This window comes from Haloarcula sp. CBA1115 (assembly GCF_000827835.1).
Lineage (GTDB): Archaea > Halobacteriota > Halobacteria > Halobacteriales > Haloarculaceae > Haloarcula > Haloarcula hispanica.
The window spans coordinates 69,082-93,597 of the sequence record NZ_CP010530.1 but is presented as its reverse complement, the minus strand read 5'-3'; the positions used below and the strand labels follow the sequence as shown (position 1 = coordinate 93,597).

19 protein-coding genes are annotated in these 24,516 nt (G+C 61.3%); 6 read left to right on the top strand and 13 right to left on the bottom strand.

Annotated features, from left to right (window positions below; translation table 11 throughout):
• Positions 1-105: 105 nt before the first annotated feature.
• The 3 genes from SG26_RS17400 to SG26_RS17390 are packed head-to-tail and all read right to left on the bottom strand — an operon-like array spanning position 106 to position 3,739.
• Positions 106-1,305, bottom strand: a complete 1,200-nt coding sequence (locus SG26_RS17400) for an ABC transporter substrate-binding protein (RefSeq protein ID WP_050038337.1) — start codon at positions 1,303-1,305, stop codon at positions 106-108.
• Positions 1,302-2,492: an ABC transporter substrate-binding protein gene (locus tag SG26_RS17395; protein ID WP_050038336.1), complete on the bottom strand. Its 1,191-nt coding sequence runs from the start codon at positions 2,490-2,492 to the stop codon at positions 1,302-1,304. Before SG26_RS17395 ends, SG26_RS17400 begins: the two co-directional genes overlap by 4 nt.
• Entirely contained in the window at positions 2,489-3,739 is a 1,251-nt protein-coding gene (locus SG26_RS17390; protein WP_369802699.1) for an ABC transporter substrate-binding protein, read from the bottom strand. The genes SG26_RS17395 and SG26_RS17390 overlap by 4 nt, the downstream gene beginning before the upstream one ends.
• A gap of 278 nt (positions 3,740-4,017) precedes the next feature.
• On the opposite strand from SG26_RS17390, the gene SG26_RS17385 reads away from it, so the two are divergent.
• The 3 genes from SG26_RS17385 to SG26_RS17375 all read left to right on the top strand — a co-directional run bounded on the left by SG26_RS17385 (position 4,018) and on the right by SG26_RS17375 (position 8,814).
• Positions 4,018-4,491: an Lrp/AsnC family transcriptional regulator gene (locus tag SG26_RS17385; RefSeq protein ID WP_014031125.1), complete on the top strand. Its 474-nt coding sequence runs from the start codon at positions 4,018-4,020 to the stop codon at positions 4,489-4,491.
• A 440-nt stretch (positions 4,492-4,931) separates the two neighbouring features.
• Positions 4,932-6,419, top strand: coding sequence for a proton-conducting transporter membrane subunit (locus SG26_RS17380; RefSeq protein WP_050038335.1), 1,488 nt, complete (start codon positions 4,932-4,934; stop codon positions 6,417-6,419).
• The gene (locus tag SG26_RS17375; protein WP_050038334.1) at positions 6,409-8,814 is read left to right on the top strand and encodes a DUF2309 domain-containing protein; all 2,406 of its coding nucleotides are present in this window, start codon (positions 6,409-6,411) and stop codon (positions 8,812-8,814) included. Before SG26_RS17380 ends, SG26_RS17375 begins: the two co-directional genes overlap by 11 nt.
• Positions 8,815-9,075: 261 nt before the next feature.
• Here the strand turns inward: SG26_RS17375 and SG26_RS17370 are convergent, their stop codons facing one another.
• The 3 genes from SG26_RS17370 to dgoD form a co-directional block, all read right to left on the bottom strand.
• Entirely contained in the window at positions 9,076-10,104 is a 1,029-nt protein-coding gene (locus SG26_RS17370; protein WP_050038333.1) for an LLM class flavin-dependent oxidoreductase, read from the bottom strand.
• Between the two features lie 432 nt (positions 10,105-10,536).
• A complete protein-coding gene (locus SG26_RS17365) occupies positions 10,537-11,568 on the bottom strand; it encodes an NAD(P)-dependent alcohol dehydrogenase (RefSeq protein WP_050038332.1) in 1,032 nt (343 codons plus the stop codon).
• 69 nt (positions 11,569-11,637) lie between these two features.
• On the bottom strand, positions 11,638-12,789 hold the full coding sequence (dgoD, locus tag SG26_RS17360; RefSeq protein WP_050038331.1) for a galactonate dehydratase: 1,152 nt from the start codon (positions 12,787-12,789) through the stop codon (positions 11,638-11,640).
• Positions 12,790-12,909: 120 nt separating this feature from the next.
• Between dgoD and SG26_RS17355 the strand changes: the two genes are divergently transcribed.
• Positions 12,910-13,683, top strand: a complete 774-nt coding sequence (locus tag SG26_RS17355) for an SDR family NAD(P)-dependent oxidoreductase (RefSeq protein ID WP_014031130.1) — start codon at positions 12,910-12,912, stop codon at positions 13,681-13,683.
• A 4-nt stretch (positions 13,684-13,687) separates the two neighbouring features.
• Here the strand turns inward: SG26_RS17355 and SG26_RS17350 are convergent, their stop codons facing one another.
• The 6 genes from SG26_RS17350 to SG26_RS17325 form a co-directional block, all read right to left on the bottom strand.
• Positions 13,688-15,163, bottom strand: a complete 1,476-nt coding sequence (locus SG26_RS17350; protein WP_050038330.1) for a rhamnulokinase family protein — start codon at positions 15,161-15,163, stop codon at positions 13,688-13,690.
• Positions 15,164-15,195: 32 nt separating this feature from the next.
• Positions 15,196-15,849, bottom strand: a complete 654-nt coding sequence (locus tag SG26_RS17345; RefSeq protein WP_050038329.1) for a class II aldolase/adducin family protein — start codon at positions 15,847-15,849, stop codon at positions 15,196-15,198.
• A gap of 54 nt (positions 15,850-15,903) precedes the next feature.
• Complete coding sequence (locus SG26_RS17340) at positions 15,904-17,064, bottom strand: ABC transporter ATP-binding protein (RefSeq protein WP_014031133.1); 1,161 nt, start codon at positions 17,062-17,064, stop codon at positions 15,904-15,906.
• A gap of 91 nt (positions 17,065-17,155) precedes the next feature.
• Positions 17,156-18,034 carry a carbohydrate ABC transporter permease gene (locus tag SG26_RS17335; RefSeq protein ID WP_050038457.1) on the bottom strand — a complete coding sequence of 293 codons (879 nt, stop codon included), beginning with the start codon at positions 18,032-18,034 and terminating at the stop codon, positions 17,156-17,158.
• A complete protein-coding gene (locus SG26_RS17330; RefSeq protein ID WP_014031135.1) occupies positions 18,034-18,966 on the bottom strand; it encodes a carbohydrate ABC transporter permease in 933 nt (310 codons plus the stop codon). The genes SG26_RS17335 and SG26_RS17330 overlap by 1 nt, the downstream gene beginning before the upstream one ends.
• 36 nt (positions 18,967-19,002) lie before the next feature.
• Positions 19,003-20,436: a sugar ABC transporter substrate-binding protein gene (locus SG26_RS17325; RefSeq protein ID WP_050038328.1), complete on the bottom strand. Its 1,434-nt coding sequence runs from the start codon at positions 20,434-20,436 to the stop codon at positions 19,003-19,005.
• A 346-nt stretch (positions 20,437-20,782) separates the two neighbouring features.
• Between SG26_RS17325 and SG26_RS17320 the strand changes: the two genes are divergently transcribed.
• Together SG26_RS17320 and SG26_RS17315 are read left to right on the top strand one after the other, a co-directional pair.
• Positions 20,783-21,817 (top strand): galactitol-1-phosphate 5-dehydrogenase, encoded by a 1,035-nt coding sequence (locus SG26_RS17320; RefSeq protein ID WP_014031137.1) that lies wholly within the window; start codon positions 20,783-20,785, stop codon positions 21,815-21,817.
• Between the two features lie 298 nt (positions 21,818-22,115).
• Positions 22,116-22,883 (top strand): IclR family transcriptional regulator, encoded by a 768-nt coding sequence (locus SG26_RS17315; protein ID WP_050006930.1) that lies wholly within the window; start codon positions 22,116-22,118, stop codon positions 22,881-22,883.
• 607 nt (positions 22,884-23,490) lie between these two features.
• Here SG26_RS17315 and SG26_RS17310 read toward each other — a convergent pair.
• Positions 23,491-24,495, bottom strand: a complete 1,005-nt coding sequence (locus SG26_RS17310) for a HEAT repeat domain-containing protein (protein ID WP_050038327.1) — start codon at positions 24,493-24,495, stop codon at positions 23,491-23,493.
• Positions 24,496-24,516: the final 21 nt, after the last annotated feature.

The following is a 24,516-nucleotide window of genomic DNA, read 5'->3' as shown; positions in this document are numbered from 1 at the left end:
ATTATAGTAATTATTTGTATTCAGCTATACGACCCGCTTCCACCGCGACGGGGACATCCACCTACTCCTCTGAGAGCGGGTGTCGCGGTGGCACGGACCTGTCTCTCACTCGGCAACTCCTTCTGTAATAATCCTCGCGAGGCGTTCTCGGTCGAACAACTGCGCCTCTGTGAACGTCTCGGGGAAGTAGCGCTTCGCGTACCGTTCGATCATGAATAGGTTGTGCAACGGGCCGGTGTAGATCGGACCGCCGCGAAACACCCTGTCGTTCTGGACGGCCCTCAACCGGCTGCCCACTTCGTGCTCTTTCATATGGGCGAGCACTGAGTTCTCGAACTCCTCACGGGTCTTCCCCTCGCGATGGTATCGCAGAAGGAGTGAGTCTGGATCTATCTCCAGCAACGCTTCGTAATCGAGCGACTCCGAGCCGGAGTACCCCTCGATTCCGGTGTCGGAGAACGCGTCGGCAATTCCGAGCGTTTGGAAGTGTTCCTTGTTGGCCCCGTTCCCGCTGATCCGATACGGCGTGAACGCTTCCGGCTCCTCGCCGGCGAACATGAGCGCGGCGTTCGGTCGCTCCTCTGGTGCCGGGAGCCGAGCCTGCACCGTTTCGGCTAGCTCGTCATGGATTGAACGGATCGCCTCGAAGCGCGCCCGTTCCTGAACCATCTCAGCCACCTTCTCGAAAGCCTCGTACAGGCTGTAGTACCGGTAGTTGTGCCAGTCGTCAGTCCGTCGGAAAACGAGGTTTCCAATAAACGGAGCGACGTTCTCCCGGACTTCCGTGAGGTCGGACTGTTCCCATGCTTTGAGCCAGTGTGTCAGTGCGTGCGGATCGATGAGATGCAGATCCGCGTCCATCTCGTAGAACGCCTCCTTCGAGACGCCGTCGCTCCAGAGCTGTGTGAGGGCGTTGAGGTCTATAGACACTCCATCGAGTTCCTCGTAGTGCAGCGTCTTGTACCGTCCACGGTACCAGATTGATTGTACTGCGTCGCCGTGACCGAGCGCGACCAGCATATCGATGTAGTCCGCGGTGAAGGGGGCGATTGTCTCGGGCACAGTTTCGAACTCGACGGTTCCGACTGGCTCCATCGTCACCGAATACGTTCCGTCGGAAGTCGCTGGCCCGGTAGCGCTCGGTTCGGTATCCGTGGCCCTGTCGCCGGTCCCGGCTTCCGAAGATTCCTGACTGCTGTTGCCCAAACATCCGGCGAGTAGTCCACCGAGGGCGAGTGTACCACCGCCTTTCACGACTTCTCTCCGCGTCGGTCGTTCGAACGTTGCTCCGTCCGGGCCACTCATTCGAACTCACCCGTGACGATATCGGCGATTCGCTCCCGGTCGAAGAGTTCGGTGTCTGAGGTCACGTCGCCGAAGATATCGGGATAGAGTTGTTGGGCCGCCCGTTCTGTCAGGAAGAAATTGTGAATCGGACCCTGTCGGAGGTAGCCACCGCGATACACGCGTCCGTTCTGTACCGCGGTCAGTTGGCTCCCGACGCTGTGGTCCTGCATGAACTGTAGAACGGTCTCCCGGAACTCGGTCGCAGATTTTCGCTCGTGGCCGCGGACGAGGATAACGTCCGGATCGACTGAGAGAAGCGTTTCGTAGTCGTACTCGCCCCGATTGGTCGTGCTGAGGTTCTCGATATCGGTTCCGGCAAGCGCGTCGGTGACGCCGAGATCACGCCACTGCTTCTTGCTCGTGCCGTTGTCGTTCAGCCGATAGGGCGAGAACGACTCCGGTTCGTCGGTGCCCTCGAACGTAAGGAGGACGTTCGGACGCTCCTCAGCTGGCGGGAGCTGACTCTGCAGGTCCGCGATAAAGTCGTCGTGTAGCTGTTTGAACGCCTTGTACCGAGCCTGTTCCTGGAAGACCTCAGCAACCTTCTCGAAGGCTTGATACAGGGTGTAGTACCGGTAGTCGTGCCACTCGTCGGAGCGACGGAAGATCAGATTCCCGATGAACGGAGCGACGTTTTCGGCGATTTCGTCGACGTCCGACTGCGACCAGTCGAACCAGTTGATGAGCATCCCTGGGTCATAGAGGTGCACGTCGCTGTCGAGTTCGTAAAACTCCTCTTTCGTTCGGACCTCCGGATTCGCGTCAATCGTCTCCTGGTCGACGGACACACCGGGAAGCTCATCGTAGACGTACGTGTAGTAGCGGTCCGCCCCGCCGATACCTGTGAGGCCATCGGCCTGCCCGAGTGCCACGCCCATATCGGCGTAAGTGCCACCGTAGGGGAGCCATCGCTCGGGAACCGTCTGGAACGTAACGTCGCCCACCGGCTCCATATTGACAGTGTATGATTCAGTCTCAGTCGCTGTTGGGGTCTCGGTTGTCTCCGTTGGCTCAGTCGCGGTAGAGTCCGTGGCGGAGTTGCTCGAACACCCGGCGAGCAAACTGCCGCCCGCAATCAGCCCGGCTCCCTTGATATAATCTCTGCGTGTCGGCTGTTCAAGCGCCGGTCTACCGGGGTCAGTCACTGTCCCTCACCCGTGATTACGTCAGCGACACGCTGGCGGTCAAACAGCTGTTCCTCGACGGGGAGTTCGGGGTATGGCTCGCCGTCGACGTAGCCCGGCCACTCACCGAACTGGTCGGGGTACAGTTGTTTCGCGGTCATTTCAGTCTGAAACAGGTTCAGGATCGGACCCTGCCGACGGGCACCTTGAGCGTATATCCGCCCCTCTTGGACGGCAGTTATCTTTCTCAGTACCTCGTCGTCTGCCAGTTGTGACCGAATGTCGTCGAGATTGTGGTACCCCGTCATCGGCCCGAGGACGAGTAACACGTCCGGGTCGGCGTCGAGAAGCAGTTCGGAGTCGAGCGTGATATTCCGCCCGTCGTCGCCGTACTCGTCACCAACGGCGTCGGCTAACGCATCGGTAGCACCCAGCGGGCGGGTGTGGGCAGCGTAGTAGCCCGGATGGTTCATTTTGTACCCCCATATTTTCTCGTCGGATGTGGAGAACAGGACCATGGCCGCGCTCGGCCGCTCCTGTTCCGGGGGCAGGCCCGCTCTGATAGTCTGCAGCATCGATTCGCGGACCGATGTGAGTGCCTCGTACCGGTCGCTCTCTCGGAACACCTGCGCGATCTTTCCGAAGATCTCCCAGAGCGTATAGTATTCGTACGCATCAGCCCAGCCTGATGGCGGTTTCTGATGAGTGCCGCTGAGCGTGTTCCCGAACCACGGGCCGACGTTCGAGCCTATCTCTTCGAGGCTACTGTCGTCCCATCCCTCGGCCGTCGCAACCTTCGCTGGGTCCGCTATATGGACATCGCTATCGAGTTCGTACAGTTTCTCTTTCGACGGCGGCCACGAAGAGTACAGGTCATCCCAGTCGATTGAGACTCCCTCCAGTCGGTGGAGGAACTTCTGATACAGCGATTGGTGGTATTCAGGCGCGTGCATCGCGTTGATCGCGTCGCCTCGCCCAAGCGCGACCAGCATGTCTACGTGGTGGCCCAGTATCGTGAACACACTCTGGGGGACCGTTTCGAACTCGACGGTTCCCATGGGCGACATTGTAACCAAGTACCCGTCATCAGCCGTGGTTGGTTCGGCCATTGAGGTCGACCCGTCGCCTGTGCCTCGCTCGCTCGGAGTTGACTTGGAGTCGGATTGACCTACACAGCCCGCCAACAACCCCCCACCTATCACCGCGCCACCATACTTCATGTAGTCACGTCTAGTCGGGGACTTGTGGTTTGTATCATCTCTCGACATGATTGTTAGGCCCACCTAAAAATATATAACTGCTTCGGAATTTAGGCGCGCCTGAAAACTGGCCGCCGTCACGGACTCCGGTCGGTTGTCCCGGCAGTCCGTGTCACGTATGCTCGTCGAGAGCGCAACTTCCCCGCTGTTATCCACCCTGAGACATGCTGCATCTATTCACAAGCTGCGGCTGGCGCGTTCGAGACCTCGCTGCTACCGCTGACAGCCACAACAGCGGATCGGGGGAACGTACAACAGTAAAGTGTCCTTGCTGTGGACACACTAGTATGGCTGACGAGGAAATCGACGACGTGGACAGGGCAATCCTGTACGCATTACAGGAGGATGCTCGAAACATGTCGTCCGGGGACATCGCAGAGCGAACCGATACGTCCGACAGCACCGTCCGCAAGCGCATTAACCATCTCGAGTCCAGCGAGGTGATTAAGGGCTACAGCGCTGACGTCGACTATCAGCAGGCGGGCTATCCGCTCCGGATGCTGCTTTACTGCACTGCGTCGATTCCCGAGCGAGGCGATTTAATCCCGAAAATTCTGGATATAGACGGTGTGGTATCGGTACAGGAACTGGTCACCGGCGAGGAGAATCTCCTCGTGACGGCTGTCGGCGAATCGGATAGCGATATCACCCCTGTCGCACAGGCACTTCTCGATATGGGCCTGACAGTGGCCGACGAAGTACTCGTTCGGAGCCATGAGACGACGCCTTTCGGTAAGTTCGATTCCGAAAACGGTAGCTAGCTGACGACGCCGCCGCGACCACAGGGTTACGCTCTGGACACCTGCGTGCCCGGGACGACGCGGTCAGACAGGGTATGAGAGTAACCGTCTCATGCCCGGCAACGATCTGCTTTCCTGAGCAGCCTCTCCGAACAGTTTGGTAATATCGCTCCATCTCAATACTCACTCGGTCCCTCATAGTCGAATCTGTGTACGTGTGTACAGCGGACTCGTAATCGAACGGTGTTGCCAGCACAGGCCGCGAGGTACCCGCTTACTCCCCTGGCGGTGGTTCTCGACCGAGCTTCAACCACAAAAACATAATGTTCTATAATCTACTATTTTAGGAACAAATTGGTAGTATAGAAGGATTTAATAATCAGTCCGTTCGCACTAGGGATGAAGACAACCGGAACTGGTCAATCACATTCCGTGATTGCCGTGATCAGTCACGAAAAACGATGTCAGGACACAACTCACCGAAGACGGTTGGATCACTCCCGGACACGACGGCTGACTCGCCGCTCGTACCCGTCGCACTCACATGGCTCGTGTGGTCGATGTTTGCCGCGAGCATTGCTGTGCTTGCCGTTCGGGTCCGAACCGGAGTCGCGTGGGAGATACCCGGCGTTGTTGCTGTCGATGGGCTGACCGTCCTGATGTGGGTGGTCGCCACCTTCTTCAGCGGTATCGTTCACAGCTACTCGCGCCGCTACCTGGCAGGCAGCCGCCTCAAAACGGGCTTTTTCGCCACTGTATTCGGTTTCACGGTGGTCGTGATGGGACTGGTCGCGGCTGACCACCTTGCCCTGTTCGGGGCGCTGTGGCTCGCGATGGGGCTGCTGATGGCGAAACTCATCGGAATCGTCGGCGGCTGGGACCAGGCACAGGCGGCTGCGACGGTCGCCCGCAAGTACTTCATCGCCAGCAGCGCGCTTCTCGCCGTCGCGCTAACGGCGCTGTGGTGGACGACCGATGCGACCACAGTCACCGGAGTTACGGCGGCTGCCGACGCACTCGGTGGCCCGGTGTGGCTGGTCGCCGCCGGCGCGCTCGTGCTCGCAGCGATGATTCAGTCCGCTCTGCTCCCGTTCCACGGCTGGCTTCTCTCTTCGATGACCGCACCGACGCCCGCCTCGGCGCTGATGCACGCTGGATTCGTCAACGCCGGCGGCATCCTGTTGACCCGCTTCGCCCCAGTCATCACTGTCGACCCTGCGCTCATGCTCGCAATCGTCGCCGTCGGCGGTGCAAGCGCCATCGGCGGGAAACTCCTGAAGTCGGTCCAGACCGACATCAAGGGTAAACTCGGCTGTTCGACGGTCGGCCAGATGGGATTCATGATCATGCAGGCCGGCCTCGGCTTCTTCGGGGCTGCTATTACCCACCTCATCCTCCACGGCTTCTACAAGGCCTACCAGTTCCTCAGTGCCGGCGGCCAAATTGAACACACTAGCCCCAGCGAGGGGACGCCGCACACGGTAGGAACGACGACGAGCATCATCGGTGTCATCGTCACACTGCTGACCGGCATCGCCGGCGGCGCAGTGTTCGCGGTGCTGACGGGGAAAGGGACGAAGGTCGACAGCGGCCTCCTGCTGACGTTCTTTGTGGTGTTCACGACGCTCCACGCGGCCCGTAGCGCCGTACAGCATACCTCGCTTCCAACGGCGGCCCGCTACGGGGCCGTCCCAGTGGTCTTCTTCCCGGCTATCGTCATCTACGCCGCGGTCTATACGGGCGTCTCGGGGCTCATGCCTGTCAGCCCGGCAACGACCGAACTGACCCTGCTCCACGGCATTATCGCCGTCGTCTTCGTCGGCATCTACACCGGCATCGAGACCGGGGTTCACGAGCGCAGCCAGCGCCTCTACGTGGCGCTGCTGAACGCCGGTCAACCGGCAGCCGACACTGTGCTAACTGCTACGGAGGACTACAATGAGTACTGAATCCACCATCCACGACAGTATCGACACCGCAGCGACCACCGTCGGCTCCCTCTGGCCCATCCACTCGTTCGTGACAGCAAACCCCCTCACGGGGTTCGAGGACCAGCCGTTCAGTGAGGCAGTCACGCAGGCAGCCGACCTGTTGGGCGGCCGTGGCTACCCCAGCGCAGAGACGTTCCGTGCGGCGCTACAACACGGCCAGATAGACCCGGAGATTCTCGACGCGGAACTCTCCGAGGCCGGCTACGAGAACGACCCCGAGGTACTGCTCGACCGGATGGCCACAGCGACCGATGCCTCGAAAGGCGATTCCGACACCGCCACCGACCGCGTCGACCAGGTGCTGACGAAGTGGCTGTCGACGTTCCTCGACGAGGGGAGCGCCCACTGGTCGATGCCGAACCGCGAAGCGGGATTCTACACAGCTTTCCGCGGAGTGGCTGAGCACGACAGCGAAATCCCCGACGAGGGAATTATTACTGATCTGCCCGAAACGCCGACTGCGGCCATCGAAGCGGTGCTCGCACCGTACCCGGTGAGTCAGTGGGTGCCGGTTTTCGAGGAGCAACTGACCGCCCTCCCGGGCTGGACAGGACTCATCAAGCAGCGTGCCGACGACGAGGGCGTGTGGCAGTCGGCGTACCCGATTTCACTGGCGGGGTACCTCGCGGCGCGTCTGGCCCTGCTAGATGCCGTCGGTGCTGATATCGCCCCCTCGAACGACAGCATCGACCCGGACCCGGCCGCCGAACTCGCCGGGGCGTTCCTGCGCGCCTGGGAGGCGACCTACCGCGGCGACCTCGTCGAGACCGTCGCCGCGGAGAGCCAGTCGCTCGCCGACAGTGACAAATCGGGCTGCCCGGACGCACAGATGGTCTTCTGTATCGACACGCGCTCGGAGATCATCCGCCGTCACATCGAGGCCGCGGGCGACTACGAGACCCATGGGTACGCCGGTTTCTTCGGGATCCCGATGGAGTACCAGGGATACGACACCGACGTGTCTGTCAATGCCTGTCCACCGATTCTCGACCCGCAGCACCACGTCACCGACGTGCCGACCGACGACGACACCCAGGCGAGCCACGACCGCTTGTCGGGCATCCGCGAGACCGCCGACGAAATCATCGAAACGGTAGAGGCCAACGCCGCCACAGCTTACGGCTACGTCGAGACTGCCGGGAGCGGGTACGGCCTCGCGCTCGCAGCCCGCACGCTCGTCCCCGGGTGCGTGCATGACCTGTTCGACGCGGTCGACGACTCGGTACCCGATGAACACGAGTTCTGTGACCCGCTCGTCCACCACCAGCACACCTACGCCGGTGACCTGCCGGTGGGACTGACCACCGACGAGAAAGTCGAGTACGCCGCCACCGCGTTCGACCTGATGGGCTGGGAGACGTTCAGCCGCCTCGTCGTCTTCACCGGGCATGCCAGTGAGACGACCAACAATCCCTACGATTCGAGTCTGGACTGTGGGGCCTGCGCCGGAAATCCCGGCGGCCCGAACGCCCGCGTGCTGGCGAAAATCTGCAACGACGACGAGGTCAAGGCCGCGCTCCGCGACCGCGGTTTCGAAATCCCCGGAGACACCGTCTTCCTCGCTGGCGAACACAACACGACGACTGACGAGGTGGAACTGTACGACAGCGACGTACCCGAGAGCCACGCTGCCGATCTCGACCAGTTGCGCGCCGACCTCGCCACTGCCCGCGAGAACGCGGCCGCCGAGCGTGCCGAGTCCATGGGTGCCGACACCTCATCAGGGGTCACCGAGACGGAGCGCCGCGCCGCCGACTGGGCCGAGACCCGCCCCGAGTGGGGCCTGGCCGGCAACGCCGGCTTCGTCGTCGGCCCCCGCGAACTGACGAGTGATGTCGACCTCGGCGGCCGCGCGTTCCTCCACTCCTACGACTGGTCGACTGACGCTGACGGCGAGGCGCTGGAAGCGATACTCACCGGCCCGATGGTCGTCACGCAGTGGATCAACACCCAGTACTACTTCTCGACGGTCGACAACGCCGTCTACGGGAGCGGCTCGAAGGTGACCCACAACCCCGTCGGCAACGTCGGCGTCTACCAGGGCAACGGCGGCGACCTGATGACCGGCCTGCCGCTCCAGTCGCTGATGGCGGCCGACGACGACCCGTACCACCAGCCGCTCCGCCTCTCGACGGTCATCCACGCTCCGGTCGACCGCGTCAACGGCGTCCTCGCTGAACACCCGGAACTGGCAGACCTACTCGACAACAACTGGCTCTCGTTGACAGTCGTCGATCCCACGCAGGACCACCGTGCCTTCGAGTACGAGCGTGACCTAGAGTGGTCGCCGGTGTCTGACCTGTCAGAAGCTGAAGCGACGGAACCGTTCGCACCCGCGGCCGCAAACGACTAAGCTGGCCCGAACAGCCGGTATCTGGAACTGCTGGCACACTAACTTTTGAACTTATATAAAAGACACTCAAAATAGAAAACCACTCCAAAATAACCCTATCTATGTAATTTGTCTACAATCAGAAATAGATACTTCCATATATGGTAAATAGTGGTGTAAACAACGCAAATAGAGGCTATCAAGCGAATATTTAGTGGCATAAACTGGACTTTTGATAGTATAACATAGAACTCCGTTTACATCCCACGCCAATAGAGAGAGTCAGCGTGGTGTGAGGCCGACACCATCTGCGAGCAACTCGTGGGAGCGGAGTGCGTCAGCGTGGTTGCCGACGACGTGCTGAATCATCACCTCATCGACGCCAACACGGTCAGACAGTTGTTCGAGTATGTCGCTGAGTGTCTCTGGACTGCCGGAAATCGCCCGCGGCCACTCACCGGCATCCAGCGTGGCAGGCGTCGGTTCGGGCACAGCCCCGAGCTCGTCGATTGCTTCCTCGACAGATGGTGTCGTGCCGACAACCCCGCGTTCCATCCGCTTGAATGACGCTTCCGCCACGGCGCGGAGCCGCGCCGCTTCCTCGTCGGTTTCGGCACAGACCGCGTTTACCGCGACCATTCCCTGTGGCTCGTCGACGCCGCCGGCCAACTGCGAGGATTCGAAGTGGGTTCGGTATTCCTCGAAGGAACGGGTGGCTAACCCCGGTCGGATGAACGCGGCGAAACAGTAGCGCAGACCAAGCTCGCCGGCCAGCGCGGCGCTCGACGGACTTGACCCGAGAACCCACGGGACTGGTGTCTCCCCACCTGACCGGGGGATTTCAAGATCACTGTACGCGTGTCCATCCGGGTAGCCGTCGTAGAGGTGCGAAACGACGGCTTCGATTTTTTCGGCGTGGTCTTCGTCGGGGTTCCGGACACGTCGGTTCGTCCCGAGTGCCTGGTCGACGGCCGGAGAGCCGTTGGCCCGCCCAAGCCCCGCGTCGATGCGTCCCGGCGCGAGCGCGTCGAGCGAACCGAACAGTTCTGCGACCTTGAACGGACTGTAGTGATTGAGCAGGACTGCTCCCGATCCGAGGCGGATTGAGTCGGTTTCGGCGGCGAGGCTGCCGAGCAGTACCTCGGGTGTTGTTCCTGCGAGCTTGTTTCCCATCCCGTGGTGTTCCGCCACCCAGAACCGGGAATAGCCGAGGCGTTCGGCCTGCTGGGCCGCGTCGACGGTGTTCGAATACGCGTCAGCCGCAGTTCCGTCATTCGGGACCGGAGAGAGATCGACGATTGAGAGGTCCATATCCGCCCACAACGGTGGCGAGGTTTAACCGTTCGGCTACTCACAGTGCGTGAGTATCTCACTCGGGCACGCCGCTCTGATGGAACGTCCCACCCGGATATAACTGATATCTAGAAAAAGCAATAGTTTCATGCAATACTATAATAAACAGAATATCTCACTTCGCTATACTGGCTATTTCTGGGCAGTGTGAAGGTCGGAGAATTATATCTCTCGGGCACCTGCCGAAACCCTCCGGATCCCAAATACATGGGCCTCAAGCGCTATGAGGCCGTACATTCAGATAATATACCGCCTCATTAATTGTTTCAGAATCGCGTCACGGGGTCGTGCGTACAACGGGCCTGCTGAAATTACTACCAATATTCAGTAATACCTGTATATCTATCATATCGCGCTTTTTCCGGGACAGTCTTCTCAATGCAGTGCCGGTTACGAATCAAGTGATATCATGCCCTTGACCACAGTCGGCTCCATCGCTCGGCGGAACGCGTCGTCGATATCTTCGAGTTCGGATTCGAAGTCGATGATTCCCTCAACGTCGACTTCGCCGTCGGCCAACAGGTCGACAGCCGCGTCATAGGTGTTCTTGTACCGGAACGAGCCGTGGACGTCGACCTCGTTGTCGATGAGTTCCAGCACGTCGATTGGGACCTCCGCTTCGCTGGCGAGTCCGACCAGAACGACCGTGCCGCCCCGACGGACCACGTCGATTGTCGACTTGATCGACGGCTCCGCGCCGGAGGCTTCGACGACCACATCAGCACCGACGCCGTCCGTGTACTCGGCGACCGCCGCATCGAGATCCGTTTCGGTAACGTTGACGGTCAGGTCCGCTCCCCGTTCTTCGGCGAAGGTCAGCTTTTCGTCGACGACATCGGTCAGTATTACGTCCGTCGCGCCCGCGGCACGCGCGGCCTCCAGCACCATCAGCCCAATCGGCCCGGCGCCGGTTATCAGCACTGTATCCCCGGTTCCGACGCTGCCGCGGCGGCAGGCGTGGATGCCGACCGAAAGCGGCTCGCACAGTGCCCCTTCAGCAGTGGAAACGGCCTCCGGGAGCGTGTAGGCGAAGTCGGCCGGCCACGAGACGTACTCCGTGAACGCGCCGTCGTGTGGCGGCGTCGCCATGAACGTCACTTCCTCACAGAGGTGGTAGTCGCCGCGCTTGCAGTGGGCACAGCGCCGGCACGGAACACCGGGTTCGAGCGCGACCCGGTCGCCCGGTTCGTGGTGCGTAACGTTCTCGCCCACTTCGACGACTTCACCGGCGCTCTCGTGTCCGAGGACGAGCGGGTCTTCGACGACGTAGTCGCCGATACGACCGTGTTCGTAGTAGTGGACGTCGGAGCCACAGATACCCACGTCGCGCACGGCAACAAGAACGTCGTCGGGCCCGGGCGACGGTCTGGGACGGTCCTTCAGCTCGAACTCATTTGGTTCTACCAGTACAGCAGTTCGCATACCTGTTGGCACGGAACAGAGCCATAAAAATACACAGGGTGGGCCGCCCCATTGGGTTGCCGTGTCCAGCTACCACTCCGCGACGCTCCCGTCCTCGTGGTGCCATACCGGGTTGTACCAGTTGACCTCTGTCTGTGCCAGTTCACGGATGAGAGTCTCGTCGAGATCGATACCGAGTCCGGGGCCGGTCGGCCGTTTGACGTAGCCGTCTTCGAACTGGAACGTCTTCGGGTCCTCCAGGACCTTGAGTCGCTGGCTCGTCGTCGGGTCGTGTAGATCGAGGTCCTGTTCGTGCAGCACGACGTTCTGGGCGCAGAACCCGACCTGCAGGCTCGCCGCGAACGCGACGGGGCCGAGCGGACAGTGTGGAACGACGGCTACGTCGAACGTTTCCGCCATCGACGCGACCTTGCGCATCTCGCTGATGCCACCGACGTGGGTCACGTCGGGCTGGAGTATCGACACCCCGTCGTCAACGAGGAGGCGCTTGAAGTCATAACGCGAATAAAACCGTTCGCCAGTCGCTATCGGAACAGTCGTCCGCTCGGCGATACTGGCAAACGAGTCGTCGTGTTCGGGGAGCAGCGGCTGGTCGATGAACATCAGATCGAACTGTTCGAGTCGCTCGACGAGATCCGCGGCCATCGGTTTCGAGACGCGGCCGTGGAAGTCGACTCCGACGAGGGCGTCGTCACCGACGGCGTCACGGATTGCAGCCACACGCTCAACCGCATGATCGACAGCGTTCGGCGTCTCAATCGGCCGAAACTCCCGGGCGAAATTGAACTTGAACGCTCTGTAGCCGCGTTCTCGGTCCTCTTTCGCGGCCGCGGCCACGTCTTGCGGATCATCGCCACCGAGCCACTGGTAGACGAGTAGCTTATCGCGGACGTGCCCGCCGAGTAGTTCGTGCACCGGTGCGCCGTAGTGCCGCCCCTTGATGTCCCAGAGCGCGTGGTCGATGCCCGCGAGCGCGCTCATGAGTATCGGCCCGCCGCGGAAGTACCCGCTCTGATAGAGCTTCCGCCAGTGATACTCGGTTCGAAGTGGGTCGGCCCCAAGGAGATACGCCTCGATAAGCTCGGTAACAGCGGCACGGACTGTCTCCAACCGGCCCTGAACGATGGGCTCGCCCCAGCCGACGATCCCCTCGTCAGTCTCCAGTTTAAGAAGCAACCACCGCGGCGGCACGGCGAACAGTTCGAAGTCGGTGATTTGCATAGCTATGTTATCTGCGAGGGAGTACTTGTAATGACTGGCTGCCGATATCGGCCCGACAAAGACTGTAACAAAAATAGGCGTACATTTATGCTGGAGGCTACCGGAGCACCAAGCGTACGCATGAGTGTAGTTGACAGCTTCTCCCTCGACGGAGAGACGGCTATCGTCACCGGTGCGGCGCAGGGTCTCGGCAAACAGATGGCGACCGGGCTCACCGAGATGGGGGCCGACGTGGCTATCGCGGACGTGAACATCGAGAAAGCGGAACGGACGGCCGCAGAACTCGACGGTCAAACGGACGTCGTCGCGACGGAGGTCGACGTGACGGACGAAGCCTCGGTCGAGGCGATGGTCGAAGACGTGACCGACCGCCTCGGACCGATTGACGTACTGGTCAACAATGCCGGGATCGTCGAGAACTCCCCTGCGGAGGAGACGAGCATCGAGTCATGGCGGCGGGTCGTATCGGTCAACCTCGACGGTGTCTTTCTCTGTGCCAAACACGTCGGCCAGCAGATGCTCGAACGGGGCGAGGGCCGCATCGTCAACGTCTCCTCGATGTCAGGCTTCGACGTGAACGTCCCGCAGAAACAGGCCAGCTACAACACGACGAAAGCCGGCGTCAGGATGCTGACCCAGTCACTGGCGGTCGAGTGGGGCGAGCAGGGCGTCCGCGTCAACGCTATTGCGCCCGGCTACATGCGGACCGAACTCGTCGACGAAGTGCTCGAAGAGAGCCCCGAGATGGAAGAAACGTGGCTCGAGAACACGCCGATGGGCCGACTCGGTCGACCGGAGGAACTGAAAGAACTCGTCGTCTACCTCGCGTCGGACGCGTCGTCGTACATGACGGGGTCGACCGTCGTGATGGACGGCGGCTACACCTCGCGGTGAGGTGTCAGGCCTCGGGCGACGAGGCGTCGGTCAGTGCGGCCAACCGGTCTTTTACGTCGGCCCACTCGCCAGCGGTACCCGGTTCGTATGTCGTCGTCTCGAACGCCGATTCGACCAACTGCCGCCCGGTTTCGATGTCAGAAACCGTTCCGGCGGCGACGGCCTGTGTGAGGACGTTGCCGACAGCCGTCGCCTCGACTGGGCCAGTCGACACTGGGCGGTTGGTGGCGTCGGCCAGTAGCTGACAGAACAGCTCGTTTCTAACACCGCCGCCACCGAGCACGATATGCGATGGCGGGTCGTCGACGACTGCCGCGAGCGCGTCGAGTTCCAGCGCCGTTTTCGCCGCCAGGCTGTCGAGGAGACAGCGGACGATGCTGCCCTGCCCCGTCGGGACGGGCTGGTCCGTTCGGCGGCAGTAGGCCCGGATCTGCTCGGGCATCGGCTCGTCGATGCCGAACGTCTCGGCATCCGTATCGACGAGTGCGGCCCGTGGCGGGGCCTCCTCGGCGGCCGACAACAGCGTCTCGTACTCCAGCGGTTCGCCCGCTTCGCGCCACGCTTTGCGGCATTCTTCGAGCATGAAGAAGCCGTTGATGTTTTTCAGGAGCCGGACACTCCCGTCGACGCCGAGTTCGTTCGAAACGCCGTGTTCGAAGGCGTCGTCTGTCCGCACTGGTGCATCGCGCTCGACGCCGAGGATGAACCACGAGCCAGTGTTGAGGAACGCGGCGTCCTCGACGAGCGGGAGGCCGGCGACGGCCGCCGCCGTGTCGTGGCTCGCCGGGGTCACGATCTCCGGCGTGGAAGACAACCCCGAGACGACGTCGTCATCGACCGCCCCGAGACATTGTCCGGGTTCAGACAGCGGCGGGAGCAGGTCCGTTGGAACCGACAGCTCGTCGAGCAGGTCGATGGCCCACGTTCGCGCCTCGGGATCGATCATCTGCGTGGTCGAGGCGATCGTCACGTCGCCCGCCGGCCGGCCCCCTATCCGTGCCGAAAGGAGCTGTGGCATCATGAGCAGGCCGTCGCTCGCTTCGAGGAGTTCCGGCTCGCGCTCGGCGATGGTATGGAGCTGCCACAGCGTGTTCGGGGTGTTCCAGTTCGTGATGCCGGTCGCGTCGAACAGCCGCCGCTTGCCGACGGCCTCGAACACTTGCTCGCGTGTGGCCGTCGACTCGGGGTCGCGGTAGGAGACCGGGTCCCGGAGCAGTTCGCCGTCGGCCAGGAGTCCGAAGTCGAGCCCCCAGGTGTCGATACCGACCGTGTCGAGGCCGTCGGCGCGGTCGTCGGCCGCACGGAGCCCGTCGCCGATGTGGTCGACCAGCGCGTCGACGTCCCAGACGTAGCGGCCGTCCCGTTCGACGGGTCGGTTGTCGAACCGGTGGACCTCCTGTACCGCGAACGAGGACTCGGTCACCTCGCCGAGGAACACCGTCCCGCCGCTCGCGCCGATGTCGATTGCGACGTGGTTCATGGGATGCTCTCAGGTGTGGTTCGCACGAGTGGTCACTGTCCGTAGCTGTCGAGCTTATCGGCCAGCCGGTCGATCTCCTCGTCCGGGAGGATCTCCGGCTCGCCGATGGCCCGGGCCTGATGGTGGATGCGGGCGCAGTACTCGACCATCAACGCGACCGTGTAGGCGTCGTCCAGCGACTCGTCGGCGGTCAGCACGCCGTGGTTGCGCAACAGCGTGGCGTTGAACGACTCGCCCAGCGCGTCGACGGCGGCCTCGCCGAGTTTCTCGGTCGCGTGCGTTTCGTATTCGGCGACTGGGACCTCCGTCCCGGTGAACGAGAGGAGGTAGTGGGAGGCGGGAATCGCCTCCCCGAGCGAGGCAAACGTCGTCGCGTACGGCGAGTGGGTGTGGACGACGCCACCGACCGCGGGCCGCTCGCGGTAGACCGCCAGATGCATCGGTAGCTCCGTCGACGGCTCGACGTCGCCCTCAACGACAGTGCCATCCATCCGTACAACAGGAACGTCTTCCGGTTCGATCTCCTCGTAGGGGATTCCCGACGGGCTGATCGCGATGTGGTTCTCGTCGAGTCGGGCACTCAGGTTTCCACCGGTCCCGGTTGTCAGATCGTCGTCGAGCAGGCTCCGGCCGTACTCGCAGATAGCGGTTCGCGTCTCGTAGTGCGCAATGTCTTGATCTGTCATGTGTCGTGTGTAGATATCGGTCGGTCGCAGCGGGTGCGACGACGTGTATCGCCGTCACTCGGCGGGCTTCATCTGCTCTTCGAGTGCCATCTCGGCGTCATCACCGAGCTGGCGCTGGTGGATCGTCTCGCCGCTGGCGGGGTCGAACAGGTGGACGTCCCGGTCCGGAATCTCGACGTAGACGTGTTGGCCCTCGCTGATGGGGCGCTGTCCGTCCGTCTCGACGATGAACGTCTGCTCGTGGCTCTGTGACCGGGCCTGGAGATAGACGTAGGAGATGCTCCCCATCGGTTCGACGACGTCGACGACGGCCTCGAACTCGTGGCCCGAGTTCGCCCGGTCGTGAAGCGTCATATCCTCCGGCCGAATACCGAGGACGAGTTCGTTTCGACTCCCAACAGCGGACTGCATCCGCTCGGTCAGGTCGAAGTCGAAGCCGTCCGCGCGGAGGGTTCCGCCCTCGACGGTGCCCTCGAAGAAGTTCATCGACGGCGAGCCGAGGAAGCCGGCCACGAACTGGTTGGCCGGGCGGTAGAAACACTCCAGCGGCGTGCCGACCTGCTGGAGTTCCCCGTAGTTGAGGACGACGAGCCGGTCGCCCATCGTCATCGCCTCCGTCTGGTCGTGGGTGACGTACAGCGTCGTCACGTCGAGGTCGTTCTGGAGCCGGTTGATCTCGGTGCGCATCTCCGCCCGGAGCTTCGCGTCCAGGTTCGACAGCGGCTCGTCCATCAGGAAGACGTTCGGGTCACGGACGATAGCGCGGCCGAGCGCGACACGCTGTTGTTGTCCCCCGGAGAGTTCGCCGGGCTTGTCGTCCAACAGCATGTCGATGTCCATCATCTCGGCGGCGGACGTGACGGCTTCCTCGATCTCGTCGGCGGACATGTCCGTCGACATCTTCAGCCCGAAGGACATGTTCTCCTCGACGGTCATGTTGGGGTACAGCGCGTAGTTCTGGAATACCATCGCAATATCCCGGGCGCGCGGGCCGAGTTGATTGACCACCTTATCGCCGATTCTGATATCGCCCTCGGATTGCGTTTCCAGCCCTGCGACGATGCGCATGAGCGTCGACTTCCCGCTCCCGGACGGACCGACGAAGACGATAAACTCGCCATCGCGGATGTCCAGCGAGACGTCGTCGACCGCGACGATTGACTCATCTCCTTCACCGAATCGCTTCGTAACGTCGTCGATTGTGATCTTTGCCATTATCTTGCCTCCGATGTGCGGCTAAGTGAAGCTACCGCCGCCGCAGGGGCGTCGTTTGCGAGCGATACGTGTCGTGGTGTGGACAGCGTCGTCATTCTTTGATCACCACGCCGAAGCTGAGCCCGGCCGCGAGGTACTTGTTGACCGCGATGAGGAAGATGACGACCGGAACGATCATCGCTGTCGAGGCGGCCGCGAGCATCCCCCATTCGATCGAGCGCGAGCCGATGAACGAGTAGACGAACAGCGTCACCGGTACGGCCTCGAAGCTCGTCAGCACGAGCCCGAACAGCAGCTCGATCCACGCGAAGATGAAGCTGATGATGGCGACCGAGAAAATGCCGGGCTTGGCCGCCGGGAGGACGACCTTCCTGAAGCCCTGGAACTGGGTCGCGCCATCGACACGGGCCGCCTCTTCCAGCGTCTCGGGGATGCCGTCGAAGAACGCTTTCATCACCCAGACGACGAGCGAGAGGTTGATGCTGACGTACATCAGCACCATCCCGACCCGCGTGTCGAACAGATTGAGCTCCCGGAAGATGATGAAGAAGGGGAGCACGACGGCAATCGGCGGAAGCATCCGTGAGGAAAGTATCCACACGAGCACGTCCCGCTCCATGGGGATATCGTACCGCGAGAGCACATACGCGGCGGGGACGCCGATCAACAGCACGAGGACGACCGACGCGGATACCATGACGAGGCTGTTGGCGAACGCCGCGACGAACCCGGAATCCTGGATCAACTGGATGTAGTTGTACACCGTCGGCAGGAAGATCCAGTCCGGGGGCAGCGAATTCGCTGTTCCGGGGGGCTTCAGCGACATCGAAGCGAGCCAGTACAGCGGGAACAGCACGATGAACGACCACGTCAGGAGAATTGTGTGTCGAGCGGCCGTGACGAGTTTCTCCCGCGTATCCTTGTCAAGCCGCTGTGACGCGGTCGCAGAGTCGCTATCTGTTGTCGCCATCAGTCCCACACCCCCTCGAAGCCGACCTTCGCAATGATGACGTTACACAGTGCAACGACGAGGACGAGGTAGACGACGGCGATCGCTGCGGCCACGGTGATCTGGTTGTTGATGAACATCTGTTCGTAGATGTTGATGCTCACGAGCTGGGTCGCCGTCCCGGGGCCGCCGCCCGTGAGCCCGTACACCACGCCGAACGTTCGGAACAGGTCGATTAACCGGATGAGTGTCGCGACGAACACGACTGGCTTCATGTAGGGGATGATGACGTGGACGTAGCGACGCCACATCGGCGCACCGTCGACGCGCGACGCTTCGATGAGCGTCTTCGGCACCGACGAGAGGCCGGCGTAGAAGATGATGAACATGAACGGCGTCCAGTTCCACGCGTCTAAGAGAATAACCGTCAGCAGCGGGATTTCCGAGAGGAAATTCGGCGCTGCGAACGGCGTGCCGGTGTTTATGACGTACGGAATAATTCCGATTTCGCTGTTCAGCATGATCCGGCCGATGGTCGCGAGCGAGACGGGGGCGACGGCCATCGGAATGATGAACAACACCCGGTAGAACGACTTCGCCCGGCCGGAGCCGACGCCGGCGACGAGCGCGGCCAGGACGAACCCGAGGATAGTTTCGAGGAGCAGCGCGCTGACGACGACAGTAATCGTAATGACGAACGAGTGGATCGCGCCGCCGCGGGTAAACGCCGTCTCGAAGTTGCGCAGCCCCACGAAATCAGCTGCGAATACATCGAGTGTCGGCTCCGCGATCAGGCTGAGATACAGGTCGTAGGCACCGGGGAAGAAGGTGATCATCACCATCACCGCCACCATCGGTGCCATGAACCAGTACGGGAGGTAGTCGTTCCACAGGTCCCGCAGCCTGGCGAAGGTCGATTGAGGTGTCGTTTCCGTTTGCGTTGGTGTACTCATTTGTGGGATGTGTTGTGGCGCAGGTGTGGCTGAGACTTAATTGCTGTAGATGTCTTCTGCGATGGATGCCGCCTGTGTCATCGCCTCCTCAGCGGACTTCTGCCCGGCGATGGCGCGCTGCAGTTCCTCCGAGTACCGCTGGCCCCATTCGGGGTACTTCCGGTCGAACGGGTCCGGCGCTGCTTCCTGCAGGGATTCGAGGGTGACCTGTGCGAAGTTCTCGCCGACGCGAGAGCGGAACTCGTCGTTCTCCCAGACGGACTGTCGGACGGAGAAGGCGGCGTCGCCCTCGACGTGCATCCAGGTGTTGGTCGGCTGTGAGGACGCCCACACCATGAACAGGAACGCCTGTTCGGAGTTCTGGGCGTTCTTGGACGTGGAGATCTGCCAGTTGAACGCGTTGGGCGAGAACTGGCCGTCGGCCGGGCTGGGCACCTTCGCGATACCGACGTTATCCGCAACTGAGGAGTCAGAGCCGGTGAGTCCGGGCCAGAACAGGTTCGCGTCGGAGACGATGTGGCCGGCGCGGCCCTCCTGCATCGTCGAGAGCACGTCCGACCAGGTCTGGGTCGAGGCCCCTTCGGGACCGTAGTCCTGCAGCAGGCTGACGTACCAGTCCGCCGCGTTGATGACGCCGTCGGAGTCCAGTCCGGAATCGTCCGGGAAACTGTCCCAGAGCTCTGCGCCGTTCTGGCGCAGGAACGTGTTCAGGACGTAGATGTTCATCCCGTAGCCCTTGTCGCCACGGCCGACGGTGCCGACGACGTCCGACTCGTTCTCGTGGATGGTCTGTGCGTTCTGACGGAACTCTTCGAGCGTCTCCGCGACCTCTAGGTCGTGCTTGTCGTAGAGGTCTTTGCGGTAGAACTGCGTTTGGACTTCGACGGTAATCGGCATCCCGGTCCATGTGTCGCTGTAGCCGCCACCGTGAGCCTGCCACCGCGACGCTTCGAAGAGGTCGTCTGGATCGTACCAGTCCTCGTCGAAGAGGCTCTCATCATCGAAGAACGGGTCGAGCGGCTGGATCCAGCCTTCCTCGCGGAACTGGTTGACGACCTGATCCATGTAGAAAACGTCGAACTGCCCAGCGCCGGTACTGACGTCCGTCTGGCGCTTGGTCCGGAACTGCTGTTCGGGCAGGACGTTCCAGACGACGTCGATCCCGGTCAGTTCCTCGAAGACCGGGACCGCGGGTTTGATGGCCGAAACCCAGGGGTGCTGGACGGCCCCGATGTTGATCGAGGACCCCTCGAACTGTCGCCAGTCGATATCGGCGTCCTCGTACTCGCTGAGTGGAATCGCGAGCTCGCCATCGCTTCCGTCGGTGCTGGTTCCGCCATCACTACCCCCACTTGAGCCGTCACTTCCGCTCCCATCTGAGCCATCGCCGCCTCGTGTACAGCCAGCGAGACCGCTGAGTAGTCCGACACCTGTCGCTTTCAGAAACGTCCGCCTGTTGGAGTTGGTCATGCCAGTTTGCCTCGTCACTACCGAATTACCGATGCATAATAAAGGTAATCATCTGTAAGGTAGAATACCCATCCCACTGGGGGAGATCCGACGGTTTGCAGTACTAGGACGCCTCTATCTACGAATTCCTCTGTCGCCCGATTACGGGAGACCGTGGCAAGATTTTAATACACGGTCCGAAAACATCGATAGTACGGATCGTGGCTGAGTCCGCTGTGTGCGTCCAGCTCGGCTGGACCAGTGACAACGGGCTACGGCCCAGACCACTCATGACCCGACCCACACCAACTCACGACCGAGGTACTGCTGTAGTGACGACCGCGACCCGACCGTCGGAGGACGACTGATGCGCGCCAGCACGTTGACCGATGTCGGCGAAATTACCGTCGAAGAGCGTGACCGACCGGACCCTGCGGATGACGAGGTTCTCGTTCAGGTCGGCGCCTGTAGCGTCTGCATGACCGACTATCATATGTACCACGGCACCTTCGCCGCAGAGACACCGCTGGTCCTGGGCCACGAAGGTGCCGGGACCGTTGCGGAAGTCGGTGCCGACGTTGAGGGCTTCGCGGTCGGAGACCGCGTCGCAATCAACCCCACCGTCCCCTGTAACGCCTGCTCGTACTGCAAGAAAGGGGAGACGCACCTCTGTGAGAACAACACGAGCATCGGCGGTGCCGGTGACACCATCCTCGACGGTGCCTTCGCTGAATACGTCCGCGTCCCGGCGATCAACGTCGAGGACATCGGCGAGATGTCATTCGAACGGGCCGCACTCGCCGAACCGCTCGCCTGCTGTGTCCACGGCGTCGAGCAGACAGACATCAAACCCGGAGACAGCGTCGGTATTATCGGCGCTGGCCCGATTGGCTTGCTGCTCCTGCAGGCGTTCCGCAATGCAGGCGCTGCCCCAATCGTGGTTTCCGAACTTGATGACGAACGACGAGAGCTGGCTGCCGACCTCGGCGCAGATGCCGTCGTCGACCCCAACGAAGAAGATCCCGAGGAGGCGATCTGTGCGGCGGCCGGCGGACCGGTCGACGTCGGCGCCGAGGCTATTGGGCTCGTCCCGACAATCAAGCAGGCCAACGCTGTGACTGCGTCCGGTGGCTCGACACTCATCTTCGGCGTCCCTGACCAAGAAGCGACAATGGAAATCAGCCCGTTCGATGTCTTCTTCGACGAGGTCGACTACCGCGGCTCGTTCTCCCTGACGACCGAGGACTTCGAGCGAGCGATAACACTGCTCAGACACGAACGCATCGATGCCGAGACGCTCATCACCGAACGTATCGGGCTCGACGATCTCCCGACAGCGTTTGAACGGATGGGCAACGCTGAGGGGCTGAAGAAAGTAGTCGTTCCAGGGGATTCCGAGTGAGCGAGTACGACCTCCTCGATACTGTCCGGAAATGCGGTCGTCGTGGCGCTTGACCACGGTATCGCTATGGAAGCAATTCGTGAACTCGAACAGTACAGTCCACACTTGACGCGGTGCCTTGCAACCGGCCGCAGTTGTTCTGGAGAGAAGAACGAATAAATTTCGACAGTCGGAACTCGTAGCGATCCAGAAAATAGTGATAAATAATGTAGGATATCTTCTGGGCCTACTGCACATGCCACCATCTGTTCTGCTCTAGTGAACAGGCTTTTGTCGCGGCGGGTCGAAACGACGGTCAATGACCGACGAACCACAGTATGCAGTCGAAGCAACCCAGACATCGGTGGCTATCCTCGAAGCGCTTGTCGACGCGACGGGGCCTGTCGGCGTTACAGAGCTTGCCAATCTCGTCGGGGTTTCCAAGAGCGTCGCCCATAACCACCTCTCGACGTTGCGTGCGGCCGGATACGTGGTCAAGCGCGCAGAGAAGTACGAGGCGTCGCTCCGCCCGTTGTTTCTCGGTGAGCGAACGCGTGATGGACTCAGTTTCTATCAGGCGGCGAAACAACAACTGGACAATCTCGCGACGGCAACAGGGGAGACAGCGACACTGTTCGTCCTCGAAGAAACGGCCGGTGTCCCGGTGTCGATCTCCGAACCCGAGGACGGCTGGGCAGTCCCGTTCCACGCGGGCGAACGGTTGCCACTCCATGTCAACGCACCGGGAAAGGCACTGCTGTCGTCGCTCCCGAGTGATCGCGTCGAATCGGTTCTCGATGAAAGAGAGCTTGTCGCACCGACTGACGCAACTCTCGTCGACCCAGATGAACTCATCGAGGAACTGCGCCGGGTTCGTGATGACGGCATTGCGTTCTGTAGAGGAGAACAGTACGAGGGGATTATCGGTGTTGCCGCCCCGCTACCTGACGTCAGTGGTGATCGGATCGCTGCACTGGGCATCTGTGGCCCCGTCGAGCGTTTGAACGGCCGATACCTCAGGGAGGATATCACCGGGCAAGTCCTCAGCACGACAAAATCCATTCAGGTGGCCCTTACATCGAATTGATGGGTTCCTGAATAACGGGCGTACTACTGTTATTCTATTCTGTTGGTGGCCGCCATCGGAATGGACGAACGGCCTCACTGCCACACACCGCTACCGACGACGCCTGATCTTCATGCGTCGAAAAAATAGTTTCCGGTCACCCCGGCATCAGAAGTAATCTCACGAAGGAATCGCGGATCACTTTATGCCCCTCTGTACTGACTGTGAGATTAAGCACCATCGTGTGAGTGCTACTGCTGTCAATCGCGTGCTGTTCTCTACAGCAGAACAGGCCGCAGGATTGAACAGCGAGGTGTTGTGGGGACAGTCCCACCGACTACAACAGCGGCTATTGGTCTCTAACTCACGTCCACCGCCAATATGAATATATAATTGACACATTTCCGGTCATATATCTCAAAATTGGAGATGGAATTGCCAGATATACGTCTATTCCATCCAAGTCTGTATGTCCCATACGCAACATCTGATCTTCCACGGAAGTAGATAGCTCTGATGGGTATCGCTACGAGACGACGCAGCACCAGATAACTACTGCAACCGTGACCCTGTCAGAGACGGAGACAATGCGGTTTCTGTGGGAACTGCAGGAAAACCGACTGTGCCCTCACAATGGGGTGCCACAGCCCGGGCACAGCGGGGGGCCGGATTCGGGGAGCGAAAGCCCGCAGTGTGGGCACCCGTCATCGCCTTCCGGCGTCCGGATCTCCGAGACAATGTCGGATGTCTGTGTGCGGATTGCATCTCTCGCGGCTATTCCTGTAAAGCCATCAGCAGGTTCCGCCCCGCGATACTGGGAGAGAGCGAACCGGGCTCGCTCGGCAACAAACTCCTCGTCCACAGTGAACTCTTCGAGTTGTGCTTCCGGGAACGCTTCCACGCTCTTAGTGCCGGCAAGCAACCCCAGCGCTTCGGCTGCCCGCCCGCGGACGTATCTGCTTTGGTCTTCGAGACACGAGACGAGTGCTTCCCTGGCGTCTGTAAGCCGTTCGGGACACGCAGAGCCGATAACGACGAGAGCTGTGCTCAGGTGATATCGAACCAGTTCGCTGTCCGCTCGAAGATGCTCGGCGAGCGAGTCGACCTGATAGCGGAGTCTGTCGGGACGGCCCATGGCGACGTGGGCCAGCGCCTTCGCTAATTTCTCCCTAACTTCTGGTTTGTCGAACTCCAGGCCGATGCGCAGGTCTGCCACGACCTCAGGTGAGACGACGGCATCGGGATGGTCGACGGCGACGTAGCCCAGTGCCTCTGCACACCGGGCGCGAACGTAGTAGAACTCCGACTCATCCGCCAGTCGCTCGGCAAGCGTCGGGACAACCGGAACCACGCTGTCCGGCGCGCTCTCGCTGACCGTGACGAACAATTTCGCTGTCGTGAGCCGTGTTGGCCGCTCGCTATTCTGCAAAAACACAGTGAGCGACGTCAGTACGCCGTCGAACAGTTTCGGCTGGTCGTCAGCAGCCGCTTTGAGTGACCGCAAGCACGCCTGCTGGTCAGCCGCTCCGGCCATCGAAAGCCGCTCAAGTGCTGTCAGTGCGTCAGCTTTCTCTCCTTGTTCGAGTAACGTCACAATCTCTGAAACTGGAGGTGCACCGGATTGGTCGTCCATCGGTCCGTTGTCGGCATTTCT